Source organism: Streptomyces profundus (assembly GCF_020740535.1).
GTDB classification, from domain to species: Bacteria; Actinomycetota; Actinomycetes; order Streptomycetales; family Streptomycetaceae; genus Streptomyces; species Streptomyces profundus.
Map to the genome: position 1 here is coordinate 3,360,793 of NZ_CP082362.1, position 15,829 is coordinate 3,376,621.

Below are 15,829 nucleotides of genomic sequence, written 5' to 3' on the forward strand. Positions count from 1 at the left end.
TAGGATCAGGGGGCCGGTTTCCTGCCCCGGGCACCGCACTTCGCGAAGGGACGCCATGGCCCAGCAGCATCCGCAGCCACCGCCAGGGCTCGCCCGTTGCTACCGCCATCAGGAGCGCGAGACGGGCGTCCGCTGCACCCGCTGCGACCGCCCCATCTGCCCGGACTGCATGGTGTCCGCCTCCGTCGGCTACCAGTGCCCGCAGTGCGTCCACGGCTCCGCGGCGGCCAGCCGCGCGGCCAGGCCGAGGACGCTGGCCGGCGGCACGGTCGCCGGCGATCCGGCCCTGATAACGAAGATCCTGCTGGCCATCAACGTGGCGGTCTTCATCGCGGTGCTCGCCGGGGGCGACCAGTGGGTGGTCGATCTCGGCATGCTCGGCTACGCCACGGACGGCGCCACGCTGGACGGGCTCCAGCTCGTGCCCAACTGGATCGGGGTCGCCGACGGCGAGGTCTACCGGCTGCTCACCGCCGCGTTCCTGCACCAGGAGATCTGGCATATCGGCTTCAACATGCTGGGGCTCTGGTTCCTGGGTCCTTCGCTGGAGAGCGCGCTCGGGCGGTCCAGGTTCATCGCGCTCTATCTGCTCTCCGCGTTCGCCGGCAGCACGCTCTCCTATGTGCTCGCCGACCAGACCCAGCTCTCGCTCGGCGCCTCAGGCGCGATCTTCGGCCTGTTCGGCGCGACGGCGGTGCTGGCCCGGCGGCTGCGCTACGACATGCGGCCGATCCTGGTGCTGCTGGCGATCAACCTGGTGATCACCTTCACCTGGTCCGGCATCGCCTGGCAGGCCCACATAGGCGGCCTGGTGGCGGGCGCGGTGGTCGCCTTCGGCATGGTGCACGCGCCGCGCGAGCGGCGGACGGCGGTGCAGATCGCGGTCTGCGCGGCGGTCGCGCTGGTCATCGTCACGGCCTGCCTGATTCGCACCGCCCAGCTGGTGGGCTGACCCGACGGTCGGACTTATCCACAGCAGGTGCGGGATCTTGTGCACACTGTGGACGACCTGCGACCATCCCGTCGCAACCCACGTTTCCGCAGGCGAACAGGGGTGCGAGCCGTCCGCCCTCAGGGGGCGGACGCGGCGGAGGCCAGGAAGTTATCCACAGATCTTGTGATGTTCGAGCAGCCTGTGGATAACCCCGTCACGGGCTTCCCCGGCCGGCCGCTGGGCCGGTCGGCTCACTTCCACTGCGTGGAGACGACGAACCCCAGCGCGATGAAACCGAAGCCGACCACGATGTTCCAGTCGCCCAAGGCCCCGATGGGCATATCCGCCTGCGTGACGTAGTAGACGACGATCCAGGCGAGGCCGATCACGAACAGCGCCAGCATCAGGGGCGCCACCCAGCTGCGGCCCGAGCTCATGTCGAGCTTCGTCGTCGACCGCTTCTCCGACGGCGCGTAGTTGTCGTCCTTCTTCTTCCGGACCCGGGACTTCGGCACGAGAGTGACTCCTGTCGATCGCGCTGCGGTGGCGCTACCTGATCGCGCTGCGGAGCGCGTAGCTAGGGGATCGTCCGTTAGCGTAGTGCTTCCACGGCTGTTTAAGGAGACCAGGGTACGGTGAGGAATTTCCGCTTCCGCCCGGCCCGCCTCGGTACGGTCGCCGTCTTCGCCCTGGCCGGCCTGCTCTTCTGGCTCAGCTTCACGGTCTCCCGTGGCAACAACATTCGCACCGATGACTCCTTGCTCCAAATGTCCGATCTCATCCGCGAGCGGGAGCGGCAGAACGACACCCTGGAGTCCTCGGCCGCCCGGTTGCGCGCCGATGTGGAGGCCCTCACCGAACGCGACCATCCGGACGATCCCGACCAGGCCAGGCGGCTGGACGCGACCGAGGCCGCCGCCGGCCTCGACGAGCTGACCGGGCCGGGGCTCACCGTCACGCTCACCGACGCCCCGCCGGACGCCGAACCGCTGCTCCCCGGGGTGCCGGAGCCGACCCCCAACGATCTGGTGATCCACCAGCAGGACCTCCAGGCCGTGGTGAACGCCCTCTGGGCCGGCGGCGCCGAGGGGCTGCGGATCATGGACCAGCGGCTGATCTCCACCAGCGCCGTGCGCTGCGTCGGCAACACCCTGATCCTCCAGGGCCAGCTCTACTCCCCGCCCTACACGATCACCGCGGTCGGTGACCGGGACGCCCTGCGCACCGCCCTCGACGAGTCGCCCACGCTGGCCAACTACCAGCAGTACGTGGCCGCCTACGGGCTCGGCTGGAACGTGGCGGAACACCCGTCGGTGACCCTTCCCGGCTTCGACGGCAGCGTCGCCCTGCGGCACGCCAGGCCCGTCGAGCCCGGGGAATGACCGCGACCGCAGCCGCCCCGTCCGTCCGCGTCGTACGCTTGGGGCACGCGGCGTCGCACGAAATGGGGACGGGAAGCCATGTACGGGTGGATCTGGCGACACCTGCCGGGTAACACACTGGCGCGTTCGGTGCTCTCGCTGATCCTGGCGCTGGGCGTGGTCTACCTGTTGTTCCAGTACGTCTTCCCGTGGGCCGAGCCGTTGCTGCCCTTCAACAACGTGACCGTGGACGACGCCCAAGGGGGGACCGGCCGGTGAGCGGCACCCGCATCCTCGTGGTGGATAACTACGACAGCTTTGTCTACAACCTCGTTCAGTACCTCTACCAACTCGGCGCCGAGTGCGAAGTGGTGCGGAACGACGCGGTCGGTACCGATCGGGTGGCCGAGGGCGGCTTCTCCGGCGTGCTGATCTCCCCCGGCCCCGGAACCCCCGAACGCGCCGGCGTCAGCATGGAGATGGTGCGGCACTGCGCCGCCACCGGCGTCCCGGTCTTCGGGGTCTGCCTGGGGATGCAGGCGATGGCGGCGGTCTACGGCGGCGTGGTCGGCCGCGCTCCCGAGCTGCTGCACGGCAAGACCTCGGAGGTCGGCCACGACGGCGCGGGGGTCTTCGCCGGACTGCCGTCGCCGCTGACGGTCACCCGCTACCACTCGCTGGCGGCCGAGGAGCCCACGCTGCCGCCCGAACTGCTGGTCACCGCGCGCGCCGGCCAGGTGATCATGGGCCTGCGCCACCGCGAACTCCCCGTCGAGGGCGTGCAGTTCCACCCGGAGTCGGTGCTCACCCAGGGCGGCCACCGGATGCTCGCCAACTGGCTGGCGCGCTGTGGCGACACCGAGGCGGTCGAGCGCTCCCACGGCCTCGCCCCGATCGTGGGCCGGGCCGGCCAGCAGGAGCCGGCGGCGTGAACGCGTCGCGCCCGGGGGAGGGCGCGGCCTGGGATCCGGACCAGGATCCCTACGCGAACCACGCCCCCTACCCCGAGCGGGCCGCCCACGGCGGCCTCGACTCCGCCATGGACGCGCCGCACGACCCCCTCCACGACCCACTGCCCGACCAGCGGTCCGGCGGCACCGACTACGGGTACCCGCCCCCGGCCGACTTCGACGGCTACGGCGGCGGATACCGGGAGCCGGCACCCGCCAGGGACCCGGAGACGGTCGGGCTGGACCTCCGCTCCTCCCGGCACGGCCAGGGCGGCGGGCGCGGCTCGCGCGAGCACGATCCGGAGACGGTCGGGCTGCGCCGCCCGGACGACCTCAGGCCGGCGGGGGGGCGCGGGCCGGCCGCCGAGGACGCGCCGCCGGCGGGCGGCCGGGCCGCGCGCCGGCGCGCGGCGCAGCGCGCCGAGGGCCGCGAGGCCGCGCCGGCGCCCGCGCCCGGCGGGCGCGCGGCGCGCCGCAGGGCGGCCAAGGGCGGTGGCCGCAGGGCGGGTTCGGCCGCCATGGCGGAGGCGGGCGACACCGCCGCCCCCGATGAGGCGGACGAGCCGGAGGTCAGCGGCGGCCGGGCGGCCCGCCGAAAGGCGGCCAAGGCGGCGGCGAAGGCCGCCAAGCAGACCGGCACCGCCATAAGCAATGTCATAGGAGAGCTGTTCATCACGACCGGCGTCGTGCTCCTGCTCTTCGTGGTCTACCAGCTGTGGTGGACCAACGTCGAGGCCAGGGCCCACGCCAACGGCAAGGCGAACGAGCTCCAGGAGCGCTGGGACCAGTCGGGGGAAGGGGGCGCCGAGGAGGACGAGGAGAACCGCGACCCGGGCGTCTTCTCCGCGGGCGAGGGGTTCGCCATCCTCTATCTGCCCACCCTGGACGTCCGCGTGCCCGTCGCCGAGAGCGTCGACCCCGGCAGCGTGCTCGACAACGGGATGGTGGGCCACTACACGGAGGGGGACGGGCTGCCCACCGCGATGCCCTGGGACGAGGAGGGGAACTTCGGCCTGGCCGGGCACCGCAACACCCATGGCGAACCGTTCCGTTACATCAATAACCTGGACCCGGGCGATCCGATCGTGATCGAAACCGAAAGCACCTACTACACCTACGAGATGCGCAGCCGGTTGGACTCCACCTCGCCGTCCAACATCGAGGTGCTCGATCCCATCCCCGAGCAGGGCGGATTCACCGAGTCCGGCCGCTACATCACCCTCACCACGTGCACGCCGGAATTCACCTCCACCTACCGTTTGATCGTCTGGGGAGAACTGGCTGAGGAACGGCCGCGCGCCGAGGGAAAGCCGGACGCCCTCGTCAACTGACCCATGACGGAACGACAGCGGAGGACACCGGCGGTGCCGGAGGAGAACGAGAACCCAACGCCCAAGGGCGAGCCCCAGCCGGCCCCCGACGCCGACCCCACCCCGCGCGACAGCCAGGACCCCCAGGACGACCGCCCCGACTCCCAGGACCAGGACCCGCCTTCGCCCCCGACCGCCGAGGAGGCCCGCCCATCCGAGGAGCCGGACCCATCCGAGGAGCCGGGCAAGCCGGACGAGGCCCACGAGCCGGACGAGGCGGGTGGATCAGAGGAGCCCGTCGAGCCCGAGGAGCCCGAGGAGCCCGACGTGAAGGCCGCGGCGCCGGTGCCGGTGAGTCGGGCCAGGCGGCGGATCGCGTTCGCCGTCTCCCTCTTCGGGGAGCTGCTGATCACCGCGGGCGTGGTGCTCGGACTCTTCGTCGCCTACTCGCTGTGGTGGACCAACGTCATAGCCAACCAGGAGGCCGCCAGGGACAGCGACGCCGTCCGGGAGAGCTGGGCCGCCCAGCCCGAGGACGAGGAGGGGGACGACACCACCCCGCCCGCTGAGTTCGACCCGGAGGACGGCGTCGGCTTCCTGCACGCGCCGACCATGACCGGCAGCGAGATCCTGGTCAAGGAGGGCACCCAGCCCGACACCCTCAACGGCGGCGTGGCCGGCTACTACAACGACCCGGTCGAGTCGGCGATGCCCTGGGACGAGGAGGGCAACTTCTCCATCGCCGCCCACCGCGACGGCCATGGCGCGAAGTTCCACAACATCCAACGGATGGAAGAGGGCGACCCGATCGTCTTCGAGACCAAGAACACCTGGTACGTGTACCGCGTGTACGCCGTGCTGCCGGAGACCTCCAAGTACAACATCGAGGTGCTCGACCCCATCCCGGAGGAGTCCGGCGCCACCGAGGCCGGCCGTTACATCACGTTGACCACCTGTACCCCGGTGTACACCTCACGCCACCGCTACATCGTCTGGGGCGAGTTGGAGCGCACCGAGCACATCAACGCCCAGCGGACGCCCCCGGAGGAACTACGCGCGGCGGACTGAGGCGGACCGGCGGCGGACACGCTTCCGGGGTGGACGGGGACCGGCCTTGAGCGCCCCGTCGCTGATCCACCGCGGGACGAGATGTTCCCGGCTGCCGCTCCTGCCCGGGTCTGTTCGGCTCGACATCCCTCGTTCGGATGAGTGCTCCCGCTTTGCCGCGCCCAACACCCCCGCCCCGCCCGATAGTTGTCGGGCGGCGGTACCGGGCTTTCGGGCACGGGGCGACGCGTTCCCTCGTTCGTTCCCGCCATGCCCTCCCGCATGGCCCACAGAAGGGTGACGGTGTTATGCGCGAAGAGGCGGTCAGCCGGGTCAGGACGGTCTTCTCCCTGCTCGACGCGGACGGCAACGGAGTCCTGGAGCAGGTGGACTTCACGCTGATGGCGGACCGGGTGGCGGCGGCGGCGCCGCGTTCCCCCGAGGCCGACCGGGACGCGATCCGCTCCGCGTTCGGGCAGTACTGGACGACGCTGGTCGACGCCCTGGACGCCGACGGCGACGGGCGGATCGACTTCGACGAGTACACCGCCTGTGTGCTCTCCCCCGAGCGGTTCGACGAGACGGTCGGCGAGTTCGCCAGGGCGCTGAGCGTGCTGGGCGATCCGGAGGGCCAAGGGCTGGTCGGGCGCGGCGAGTTCGTGGCGCTGATGACCGCGATCGGCTTCGAGCGGAGCGGGATCGACGCGCTCTTCGAAGCGTTCGACCCCTCGGCCGACGACCGGATCCCCGTCGCCACCTGGGAGACCGCCATCCGGGACTACTACGCCCCGGACCAGGCGGGCATCCCGGGCGACCTCCTGGTGGTCGGCGCGAAGGCCTGAACATCGGACGACCGTGGCACCCGTGCGGTCCCGACCCGGACAGCGACAGGCAGAACAGGGGAACAACAGGATGGATTCCGGGACCACGGTCGTCGGGCTCGCAGTCGGTCGAGGCACCGGCCAGGAGGTAGCCGCCGTCTTCGAGCAGGTGCTGGGACACCTCGCCCGCCTCCATGCGAGAGAGGTGCGGATCGAGCGCTCGCCCAGGACCTACCACTCCTATGCCTCCCTCCTGCGGGAGGGCGGCATCGAGCGGATCAGGGACCTCAGCCGGGAGGACGCCGCGCACTACGAGCGGTTCTGCCGGGATCTGGCGGCCCGGGGCGACGGGGTCGTCTTCCGAACGGCCATCAACGCCCAGTCGCTGTACCTCGTCCGCCAGCGGCTGTGCGCGGTCAAGGTGGACACCCTCACCTGGCGGGGCGCCTCGCTGCTGCTGGTCAGGGACGAGGCCCAGGGCTTCTACACCGGCGAGAACCAGCACGCGCCCGGGGTGTTGCACCGGACCACCACGTTCCGGCACGAGACCACCGACGCGATCATCGCCTTCGCCCTGCGGCGGGCCGGCCAGGAGTGGCCGGACACGCCGGTGGAACGCCTCACCATGGCCTACAAGTTCCACCTCCTGGACGGGGCCCTGGACCGCTGGGTGGCCGAGGCCTCGGCGCGGCACGGGGTGGCCATCGACCTGTTCCAGCCGGACACGGTCAACCGCAACCTGATCGCGCACGGCCTCTCGGGACGCACGGTGGTCATCGCGGGCAACGAGTGGGCCGACATCATGCATGTGGTGCTGCTGGACCGGTTCGGCGCCGAGCGGCAGGAGAACCGCTGCACGGAGAACGTCCATCTCCACCCGGATGTCGCGGGGTTGGTCGAGTACCAGACCGTGCACGGCTCCGCCGACGACATCGAGGGCACCGACACCGTCAATCCGATCGCGACGATCAGGGCCGCCGCCGCGATCGCCGAACGGCACGCCGGCTGCGCGGGTGCGGTGGGCGCGGTGGAACGGGCCCTGGACGAGGTGACCGCCCAGGGGGTGGCCACCCCCGACCTGGGCGGGCACCACACCACAGGCGAGGTGGTCGCCGCCCTGCTCGCCGCGCTCCCGCTCCGCACGGCGACCGCGCCGAGGGTGGGGGCCTGAGCGGATGGGCGGCGGGACGGCGCTGGTGGTGGTGGACCTCCAGAACGACTTCTGCGCCGGCCCGTCGGCCACCGCCCGCTACGGGCATGACGCCGCCACGCTGACGGCGGTGGTCGACAACGCGGCGGTGGCGGTCGAGCAGGCCAGGGCCGCCGGGATCGAGGTGGTCTTCGTCCGCTTCCTGGGCGACCCGGTCCACCAGGGCGCCGCCTGGCGCCGCCGGGACCGGGAGCTGGGCAAGCGCCCGAAATGTCTCGACGGCACCTGGGGAGCCACGTTCCACCGGGTGGCGCCGGCGCCGGGGGAACGGGTCTTCACCAAGTTGGCCTGCTTCGACGCCTTCCTCAGCGAGGGCTTCGAGCCGCATCTGCGGGAACGCGGCGTCCAACGGCTCGTCCTCGCCGGCCTGTTCGCCGACGTCTGCGTGGACTCCACCGCGCGCACCGCCTTCCAGAAGGGATTCGCCATCACGGTGCTCAACGACTGCACCACCAGCCTGCACCTGCCGAACGACGCGGTGTGGCGCTTTATGACGCTGGTCTACGGGGCGCGCGTGATGCCGCACACCGACGCCTCCTGGCGGGCACTCCCCCCGGCGAACGGGGAGGGAGAGGAGTGGACACAGCCGACCGGAGCACCGGCGTAGCCCAGGGCGTGGCGCGGACCGCGCTGATGGTCGCGGCGGCGCGGGCCATCGAGGCCCACCGCCATGACGCCCTGGCAGACGACCCCTACGCGGAGCACTTCGTGCGCGCCGAACCGGCGTGCGCCGGCTGGCCGTTGCGCCCCTGGGAGGTGCCGGCGGGGGAGGCCGATCCGCTGTGGGGACGGCTGGGCCGCTACTTCGGGCTGCGCACCCGCGTCATGGACGACTTCCTGCTCGACGCCGCGGGGGCCGGCGTCCGTCAGCTGGTGGTGCTGGGCGCGGGCCTGGACACCCGGGCGCTGCGCCTGCCGTGGCCGCCGGGATGTGTGGTCTTCGAGATCGACCGGGACCCCGTGCTGACGTTCAAACGCCGGGTGTTGGCCGAGCTTCCGACGGGCTCTCCCGGCGGCGCCGAAGCGGCGGCCCGGGTGGGCCTGGTGGCCGATCTGCGGGAGCCCTGGGAGGCGGCCCTGGCCAGGGCCGGTTTCGACCCGGCGCGGCCGACCGCCTGGCTGGCCGAAGGGCTGCTCCTCTATCTCCCGGCCGCCACCGAACGTCGACTCATGGACACCGTCGACCGGTTGAGCGCGGCCGGGAGCGTCCTGGCCTACGAGGCGAAGCTCACGGTCGAGTCGGCCGAGGTCAGGGCCAGCCCGGAATATGCCGCCGCCAGGGACCGGATCGGCGTCGACCTGCTGGCCCTCTTCGACGCCGAGCCCCGTCCCGACTCGGCCCGCGACCTGGCCGACCGGGGGTGGATTCCGAGCGTCCACACGCCGTTCGAGTTCACCCACCGACACGGCCGCGGCCCGCTGCCGCGGCCCCCGGACGCCCTCGCCGGCAACCGCTGGGTCTTCGCCCACCGACGGTAGGCCCGGTGGAGGGGGCCGGTCGGCCCATTTGCCGGGACCCGAGCGGGGCGGACGCCGGAGCGGAGGACTCACCGCCGCAGGGAGGCGTTCCGATGCTCCGCTCCATCACCGTCGGGCTCGACGGTGCGTTCGAAAGCCAGGCCGCCGCCGAGTGGGCGGCCGAGGAGGCCCGGCTGCGCCGGCTGCCGCCCAGCGGTATCCCACGGCCGCCGGCGCGGCCGTCCCGGTCACCGCCGTCGGCGCCCCCAGCCCGCTCGGCTCCACGCCTGAGGAACTCACGCAGGAGTGGCGGCGTGCCCCACCGCTAGGGCGTCGTCTGCCAGTTGATCCGGTTTGCCCCCCTCCACCGTGACGCGAGGCCGATTACCTCACCGTCGAGCACAGGGAAATCTATGCCGGCCGGAGTAGACATTGGGTCGTGGGGTGGCTATGGTTTCTCTTGTCGCAGAGATCAAGCAAGGCCGGGCAGAGATGAACTGCCGGGCAGTGGTACCGCGGTCGCAGTTCGCAGGACGCTGCGGGGGTGGAGTTCCGAAGCCAGGGCTGTCAGAGGAAGGCGACGGGGCTGACTCCCGCAACGGGTGGCCCGCAGTGTTCAGGGGCCGCCGTGAGCACCGCCGCAGTCCGTGCGGCAGCGGTAGGTGCGGTTCGCAGTACCCAGCAGCGAAGTCAGTGAGCAGCACCTCGGTGAAGGCGTCGGCTGCGGACGCGCGCACCGGGAGGTTCGACAGCGGTACGCAGGAGAGCGGTACCAGCAGTAGGCAATGATTCGTCTCAGAGGGAAGTAACGGAGGAGCCAGGCACCATCAGGATCGCCCGGGTGGAGGTCCAGAACCCGGGTACCGCAGGACATCGACAGTGAGGTGGTCTCCGGTCAAGCAACCGCGATCCCCGCACCCCCGACAGCTTCTCGGTCGGGTCTGCGGATACAGAAGGCCGGCGCAGCGGTAAGGCCGGCAGATGGTATAGCAGTTCCTTCGGGGTCCTGGTGCCAGATGGCACCAGGACCCCCTGACGCGTTCCACAGAGAGGTGCGATGACAGCAAACGACTCGTTCGACCGTCTCGATGACGACGACTACCCCGCCTACACGATGGGCCGGGCGGCCGAAATGCTCGGAACCACCCAGGGCTTCCTCCGCGCCATCGGCGAAGCCCGCCTGATCACCCCGCTACGGTCCCAGGGCGGCCACCGCCGCTACTCCCGCTACCAACTGCGCATCGCCGCCCGAGCCCGGGAGCTCGTCGACCAGGGCACCCCCATCGAGGCCGCCTGCCGCATCATCATCCTCGAAGACCAACTCGAAGAAGCCCGACGCATCAACGCCGAACACCACCGCGAAGCGTCCCAGCCCACGACCGACACATGACCCGCGGCTCACGGCAGTACGCCGAGCCTCCCGTTCCCCGCGATTCCGCGGGTGAGCGCACGCCCGCCGCCGACCCGACGGCCCGGTTGACAGGCGCCGCCCTGGAAGACGGGCTGGAGCGGGCAGGCGCGGTGCTGAAGCCGAGGATGCGGGGCTGGCTGCACGCCGGGGTGTTCCCCCTCGCGCTGGTCGGCGGCATTGTCCTGATCGCCCTCGCGCCCTCGGCGGCGGCGGTGGCGGCCTGCTCCCTGTACGCGCTGTCGGCCTGCCTGCTCTTCGGCACCAGCGCGCTGTACCACCGAGGAACATGGGGCCCACGCGGCGAGGCCGTCCTGCGGCGGCTGGACCACGCGAACATCTTTCTGATCATCGCCGGCACCTACACCCCGCTGACCGTGTCGCTGTTGCCCACCGGACAGCAGCAGGTGCTGCTCTCCCTGGTCTGGGGCGGGGCCGTGGCCGGCATCGCCTTCCGCGTCTGGTGGATCAGCGCCCCGCGCTGGCTCTACACCCTGTCCTACATCGCCCTGGGCTGGGCGGCCATCTTCTACCTACCCGACTTCGCCCGCGCCGGCGGCGCCACCGTGGTCGTGCTCATGATCGCCGGCGGCCTGTTCTACACCGCCGGCGCCGTCGTCTACGGGCTCAAGCGCCCCGATCCCTCACCGAGCTGGTTCGGCTTCCACGAGGTCTTCCACGCCCTCACCATCGCCGCCTCCACCTCCCACTACGCGGCCATCCTCCTGGTAGCCACCTGACCGGGGACGGCCCGGCCGCCCCCGAATCGCCCGCTCCCGACGTAGCAATATCTATAACCGCTGGATGAGGGTTTGACGTGCCGCGTGGAAAGTGTTTTTCACGGGCGCGGACGAGGTGCCATCATCAACCGGACGCACGCCATTGCCGCGTGCTACTGTCGACGCCAGTTGCAGTTGTGGTTCCCAAAAATTCAACGCCCCGTCGGCCTCTTCAGCGGCGGGAAGCGTTCTGTATTTCCGGTCATCCTCCGGGCGGGGCATCATCACGGCGACCCGGTATCCGCGCATTGCGGATAGCCGGCGTACTGCCCCCAAGAGGAGATACGACATGGCGTCCGGCACTGTGAAGTGGTTCAACCCGGCCAGGGGCTTCGGCTTCATCGAGCAGGACGGCGGCGGCGCCGATGTGTTCGCCCACTTCTCGAACATCGCCGCACAGGGCTTGCACGAGCTGCTCGAAGGGCAGAAGGTCACCTTCGACATCGCGTCGGGCCCCAAGGGTCCGATGGCCGAGAACATCGTTCCGGTCTCACGCTGACGCGCGCTTCGCAGCTGGGGTCCTTATCCCTCGGGGTGCGGGCCCCTGCTGTGGGAATTCCCCGAGATCTCTTCCGGGGAAAACCCGCAGCTGATCCTCCAGGAATACGGAAATCCCCGTATCCACATCCGTTCTTTGTTTCACCTCCCATGGCGTGATCCTTTTCACCGCCCATACCCGTAACACATTCTGTTCGGCCCGTTCCTGTGATTCGCCGCGCTGGTCTTCCGCTGCGAGAATTCCTTGGTACGCGCCGTATCGAGGAAGGTTCTCCATTGAATTCCACACGCACGAATGACCGCACCTCCCGCAGCCGCTTCGGCTCGTCCGCCCCCAGGCGTTCCGGGAGGCCGAGCCGCCCGGGCGGCCAGGGCCGCCGGCCCACGGCGCTCCAGGGCGAGTTCGCCCAGCCGAGGAGCACCACTCCCGCGCTGCCCACCGTCGAGGCGTTCGCCGACCTCGACCTGCCCGAGCCGCTGCTGGCCACGCTCACCAGGCAGGGAGTACACGTCCCGTTCCCGATCCAGGGCGCGACGCTGCCGAACACCCTCGCGGGCCGTGACGTCCTCGGCCGGGGGCGCACCGGTTCCGGCAAGACCCTCGCCTTCGGCCTGGCCATGCTGGCCCGCACCACCGGACAGCGCGCCGAGCCCCGTCAGCCACTCGCCCTGGTCCTCGTGCCGACGCGCGAGCTCGCCCAGCAGGTGACGGACGCGCTCACCCCCTACGCCCGCTCGGTGAAGCTGCGCCTGGCCACCGTCGTGGGAGGCATGTCCATCGGCCGGCAGGCCAGTGCGCTGCGCGGCGGCACCGAAGTCGTCGTCGCCACCCCCGGCCGCCTCAAGGACCTCATCGACCGGGGCGACTGCCGCCTCGACCGGGTCGCGATCACCGTGCTGGACGAGGCCGACCAGATGACCGACATGGGCTTCATGCCCCAGGTCACCGCCCTTCTGGACCAAGTCCGCCCCGAGGGCCAGCGGATGCTGTTCTCCGCCACCCTCGACCGCAACGTCGACCTTCTGGTCCGCCGCTACCTCACCGACCCGGTCGTCCACTCCGTCGACCCGTCCGCGGGCGCGGTCACGACGATGGAGCACCACGTCCTGCATGTCCACGGCACCGACAAGCAGCGGACGACGACCGAGATCGCCGCGCGCGAGGGCCGGGTGATCATGTTCCTGGACACCAAGCGTGCCGTCGACCGGCTGACCCGGGACCTGCTGAACAGCGGGGTCCGGGCCGCCGCCCTGCACGGCGGGAAGTCGCAGCCGCAGCGCACCAGAACCCTCGCCCAGTTCAAGACCGGGCATGTCACCGTGCTCGTCGCCACGAACGTCGCGGCGCGCGGCATCCATATCGACGACCTCGACCTCGTGGTCAACGTCGACCCGCCGACGGACCACAAGGACTACCTCCACCGAGGCGGTCGCACCGCGCGGGCCGGCGAGTCCGGCAGCGTCGTCACCCTGATCACCCCCGACCAACGCCGCGGCATGGTCCGCCTGATGACGGCGGCGGGCATCGTCCCCCGGACCACGCGCGTCCGCTCCGGCGAGGAGGCCCTCAGCCGGATCACCGGTGCCCGGGCCCCCTCCGGCATCCCCGTGACGATCACCGCACCGGTGTCCGAGCGCCGCAAGCGCGGCGCGACCTCCCGCAGCCGACGCGGCCCCGCCTCGGCCACCCGGCGGGCGACCCAGCGACGCTCCACCGTCGCCGCGGCGGCCTAAGGCCTCTGTCCGGTTGCCAGTTGCTAACTCCGCTGGTCAAACGGCTACTTCCCGGTGTTGCCGGCGGGCGGTGATGTGCGGCCCGACGCCTGGTCGGCGGAACCGGCGGAAGGCCCCACACGGTTCGGCCGGGTGGATCCACGGCAACCGATCGGCCACCCCCTGCGCGCGAAGATCCCCCCTGACCGGCGTTTCCGCAGGTCAGGGGGGATCTGAAGATGTGGAGCCTAGGAGAGTCGAACTCCTGACATCCGCCATGCAAAGACGGCGCTCTACCAACTGAGCTAAGGCCCCGCGTGGCCTCGATGAAGGCCAGGGCCAAGATTACCCAATCTTCTCCGGTGAGGCCGACCGGGTATCGCACCGGGGAAGGCTCTCTCCGTAGGATGACGCGCAACTTCGCTCACGTGAAGCGATCAGGGGAGACAGGGGAGACACACGATGGACGCGGTCCAACAAGAGTCAACCGAGAAGGCCAGGGAGCAACAGACGACCTGGTATGGCGAACCCCTGGGGACGCTCTTTCGGCGGCTGATCACCGATCTCGGGCTCAACCAGGCCCGGCTCGCCGGCGTGCTGGGGCTGTCGGCACCGATGCTGTCCCAGCTGATGAGCGGACAGCGCGCGAAGATCGGCAACCCGGCGGTGGTGCAACGGGTGCGTGCTCTACAGGATCTCGCCGCCGAGGTGCGGGGCGGCAGGATCAGCGCCGCCGAGGCCACGGGCGCGATGGACGACATCCGCAGGACCGCCGGCGGCAACGTGCTGAGCCCGGCGTCGACGACCGCCAGGTCGGGTTCGGCCTCGGTGCCGGCCAACCCGAGCAAGCGGGTGGTCCGGGAGATCCAGTCCCTGTTGCGTTCGGTCTCGGACGCGGCGGAGATCCAGAGCGCGTCCCGGTTGCTCGCCGACAGCCATCCGGAACTCGCGGAGTTCCTCCGGGTGTACGGCGTCGCGCGCACCCGCGAGGCCATCGAGCACTATGAGAGCCACCAGGGCTGACCCGAGCGGGCAGCGACGGTTGACAGCGGGCGCGGGCGCACGGACAGAGAAGCGATCACAAGGGCGGACAGAGCGCGATGGGTGAGATCTTCGCGGGTCGGTACGAGCTGGTTGACCCGATAGGAAGAGGTGGCGTGGGCGCGGTCTGGCGCGCCTGGGACCACCGCCGCCAGCGCTATGTCGCGGCCAAGGTGCTCCAACAGTCCGATGCCCACACGCTGTTGCGCTTCGTCCGGGAGCAGGCGCTGCGCATCGATCACCCCCATGTGCTGGCCCCGGCCAGCTGGGCGGCGGACGACGACAAGGTCCTCTTCACCATGGACCTCATGACCGGGGGGTCGCTGTCGCATCTGATCGGGGACTACGGTCCCCTGCCGCCCAGCGTGGTCTGTGTGCTGCTGGACCAACTACTCGCCGGGCTCCAGGCGGTGCACGACGAAGGGGTGGTGCACCGGGACATCAAGCCGGCCAACATCCTGCTGGAGACGACGGGCGCGGGGCGCCCGCATCTGCGGCTCTCCGACTTCGGCATCTCGATGCGGAAGGGTGAGCCACGCCTCACCGAGACCAACTACGTGGTCGGCACGCCAGGTTACTTCGCGCCCGAACAGCTTGAGGGCGCGGAGCCGGACTTCCCTGCCGATCTGTACGCCGTGGGCCTGGTGGGCCTCTATCTGTTGACGGGAGCCAAGCCCGACTCCCAGGCGCTGCTGGAAGGGTTCGCCGAGTCGGGGATGCCGGCCGCGCCCGAGGGCGTGCCGGCGCCGCTGTGGCAGGTGCTGGGCACACTGTTGCAGCCGTCGCCCACCGCGCGGTTCCGTTCGGCGACCGGGGTCCGCAAGGCCCTGCTGGCCGCCGCCGAGCTGCTGCCCGACTCCACCCTGGAGAAGGAGGTCGTCGAGGTCTTCGACCAGTTGGGCCCGCTGCCGCCCGGATACGGCCCCGCTGGCCCGCGTTCGGACGCCGGCGACGAGGGCCGGGCCGCGGTCGACGACCCGTCCGAGACCGGCAGCTACCGGCTGGCGCCGCCCACCCCACGACCGCGGCCCGCCCAGGCGGGCCCTCTCCCGGGGACGGGCGCCGGCGCCGCTCCGGGCGGCGGAAGGCCGCTGGGCGAGCAGCCGACGAGCGCGGCGGGGGCCTCCCCCGCGACGCGCTCGCTGACGACTCTCTCCCCCGCCGCCTCCCCGTTCAGCACCACGGGCTCCATGCCGGTGCGGCGCGGCCCGGGGCCGCCGCGCCTGGTGGCGATCCCGGTGCTGCTGGTGGCCGCGATCTGCTTCGGCTACGGCTTCTGGTCCCTGCTGACCGCCTGAG

The 15,829-nt window shown here is 71.0% G+C and carries 18 protein-coding genes and 1 tRNA gene; 16 read left to right on the forward strand and 3 right to left on the reverse strand.

Annotated features, from left to right (window positions below; translation table 11 throughout):
* The first annotated feature begins 55 nt into the window (after window positions 1–55).
* The gene (locus K4G22_RS14715) at window positions 56–952 is read left to right on the forward strand and encodes a rhomboid family intramembrane serine protease (RefSeq protein ID WP_228080689.1); all 897 of its coding nucleotides are present in this window, start codon (window positions 56–58) and stop codon (window positions 950–952) included.
* Window positions 953–1,185: 233 nt separating this feature from the next.
* Here K4G22_RS14715 and crgA read toward each other — a convergent pair whose 3' ends face one another.
* The gene (crgA, locus tag K4G22_RS14720; protein WP_062209661.1) at window positions 1,186–1,449 is read right to left on the reverse strand and encodes a cell division protein CrgA; all 264 of its coding nucleotides are present in this window, start codon (window positions 1,447–1,449) and stop codon (window positions 1,186–1,188) included.
* 120 nt (window positions 1,450–1,569) lie between these two features.
* Between crgA and K4G22_RS14725 the strand changes: the two genes are divergently transcribed.
* From K4G22_RS14725 to trhA, 11 genes are all read left to right on the forward strand, one after another.
* Window positions 1,570–2,316: a DUF881 domain-containing protein gene (locus K4G22_RS14725; protein ID WP_228080690.1), complete on the forward strand. Its 747-nt coding sequence runs from the start codon at window positions 1,570–1,572 to the stop codon at window positions 2,314–2,316.
* Between the two features lie 78 nt (window positions 2,317–2,394).
* Window positions 2,395–2,574, forward strand: a complete 180-nt coding sequence (locus tag K4G22_RS14730) for a hypothetical protein (RefSeq protein WP_228080691.1) — start codon at window positions 2,395–2,397, stop codon at window positions 2,572–2,574.
* A complete protein-coding gene (locus K4G22_RS14735; RefSeq protein ID WP_228080692.1) occupies window positions 2,571–3,227 on the forward strand; it encodes an aminodeoxychorismate/anthranilate synthase component II in 657 nt (218 codons plus the stop codon). Before K4G22_RS14730 ends, K4G22_RS14735 begins: the two co-directional genes overlap by 4 nt.
* Complete coding sequence (locus K4G22_RS14740; RefSeq protein ID WP_228080693.1) at window positions 3,224–4,576, forward strand: class E sortase; 1,353 nt, start codon at window positions 3,224–3,226, stop codon at window positions 4,574–4,576. Before K4G22_RS14735 ends, K4G22_RS14740 begins: the two co-directional genes overlap by 4 nt.
* A gap of 306 nt (window positions 4,577–4,882) precedes the next feature.
* Window positions 4,883–5,623, forward strand: coding sequence for a class E sortase (locus K4G22_RS14745; RefSeq protein WP_228084087.1), 741 nt, complete (start codon window positions 4,883–4,885; stop codon window positions 5,621–5,623).
* 287 nt (window positions 5,624–5,910) lie between these two features.
* Window positions 5,911–6,444 carry an EF-hand domain-containing protein gene (locus tag K4G22_RS14750; protein ID WP_228080694.1) on the forward strand — a complete coding sequence of 178 codons (534 nt, stop codon included), beginning with the start codon at window positions 5,911–5,913 and terminating at the stop codon, window positions 6,442–6,444.
* A 70-nt stretch (window positions 6,445–6,514) separates the two neighbouring features.
* Window positions 6,515–7,594: an isocitrate/isopropylmalate family dehydrogenase gene (locus K4G22_RS14755; protein ID WP_228080695.1), complete on the forward strand. Its 1,080-nt coding sequence runs from the start codon at window positions 6,515–6,517 to the stop codon at window positions 7,592–7,594.
* 4 nt (window positions 7,595–7,598) lie between these two features.
* Window positions 7,599–8,240, forward strand: a complete 642-nt coding sequence (locus tag K4G22_RS14760) for a cysteine hydrolase family protein (protein ID WP_228080696.1) — start codon at window positions 7,599–7,601, stop codon at window positions 8,238–8,240.
* Between the two features lie 26 nt (window positions 8,241–8,266).
* The gene (locus tag K4G22_RS14765; protein ID WP_228084088.1) at window positions 8,267–9,112 is read left to right on the forward strand and encodes an SAM-dependent methyltransferase; all 846 of its coding nucleotides are present in this window, start codon (window positions 8,267–8,269) and stop codon (window positions 9,110–9,112) included.
* 1,036 nt (window positions 9,113–10,148) lie between these two features.
* Complete coding sequence (locus K4G22_RS14770; protein WP_228080697.1) at window positions 10,149–10,481, forward strand: helix-turn-helix domain-containing protein; 333 nt, start codon at window positions 10,149–10,151, stop codon at window positions 10,479–10,481.
* A complete protein-coding gene (trhA, locus tag K4G22_RS14775; protein ID WP_425336687.1) occupies window positions 10,478–11,239 on the forward strand; it encodes a PAQR family membrane homeostasis protein TrhA in 762 nt (253 codons plus the stop codon). The genes K4G22_RS14770 and trhA overlap by 4 nt, the downstream gene beginning before the upstream one ends.
* A 51-nt stretch (window positions 11,240–11,290) precedes the next feature.
* On the opposite strand, the gene K4G22_RS14780 is transcribed toward trhA, so the two are convergent.
* Window positions 11,291–11,569 (reverse strand): hypothetical protein, encoded by a 279-nt coding sequence (locus K4G22_RS14780; RefSeq protein WP_228080698.1) that lies wholly within the window; start codon window positions 11,567–11,569, stop codon window positions 11,291–11,293.
* Here K4G22_RS14780 and K4G22_RS14785 point away from each other — a divergent pair.
* Both K4G22_RS14785 and K4G22_RS14790 read left to right on the forward strand, forming a co-directional pair.
* Complete coding sequence (locus K4G22_RS14785; protein WP_228080699.1) at window positions 11,568–11,777, forward strand: cold-shock protein; 210 nt, start codon at window positions 11,568–11,570, stop codon at window positions 11,775–11,777. The genes K4G22_RS14780 and K4G22_RS14785 overlap by 2 nt on opposite strands.
* Before the next feature lie 275 nt (window positions 11,778–12,052).
* Window positions 12,053–13,510 carry a DEAD/DEAH box helicase gene (locus K4G22_RS14790; RefSeq protein WP_228080700.1) on the forward strand — a complete coding sequence of 486 codons (1,458 nt, stop codon included), beginning with the start codon at window positions 12,053–12,055 and terminating at the stop codon, window positions 13,508–13,510.
* Window positions 13,511–13,731: 221 nt separating this feature from the next.
* Here the strand turns inward: K4G22_RS14790 and K4G22_RS14795 are convergent.
* Window positions 13,732–13,804: transfer RNA gene (locus K4G22_RS14795), tRNA-Ala, on the reverse strand.
* Window positions 13,805–13,951: 147 nt separating this feature from the next.
* On the opposite strand from K4G22_RS14795, the gene K4G22_RS14800 reads away from it, so the two are divergent.
* Both K4G22_RS14800 and K4G22_RS14805 read left to right on the forward strand, forming a co-directional pair.
* Complete coding sequence (locus tag K4G22_RS14800; protein WP_228080701.1) at window positions 13,952–14,512, forward strand: helix-turn-helix domain-containing protein; 561 nt, start codon at window positions 13,952–13,954, stop codon at window positions 14,510–14,512.
* A gap of 77 nt (window positions 14,513–14,589) precedes the next feature.
* Window positions 14,590–15,828, forward strand: coding sequence for a serine/threonine-protein kinase (locus K4G22_RS14805; protein ID WP_228080702.1), 1,239 nt, complete (start codon window positions 14,590–14,592; stop codon window positions 15,826–15,828).
* Window position 15,829 lies beyond the last annotated feature (1 nt).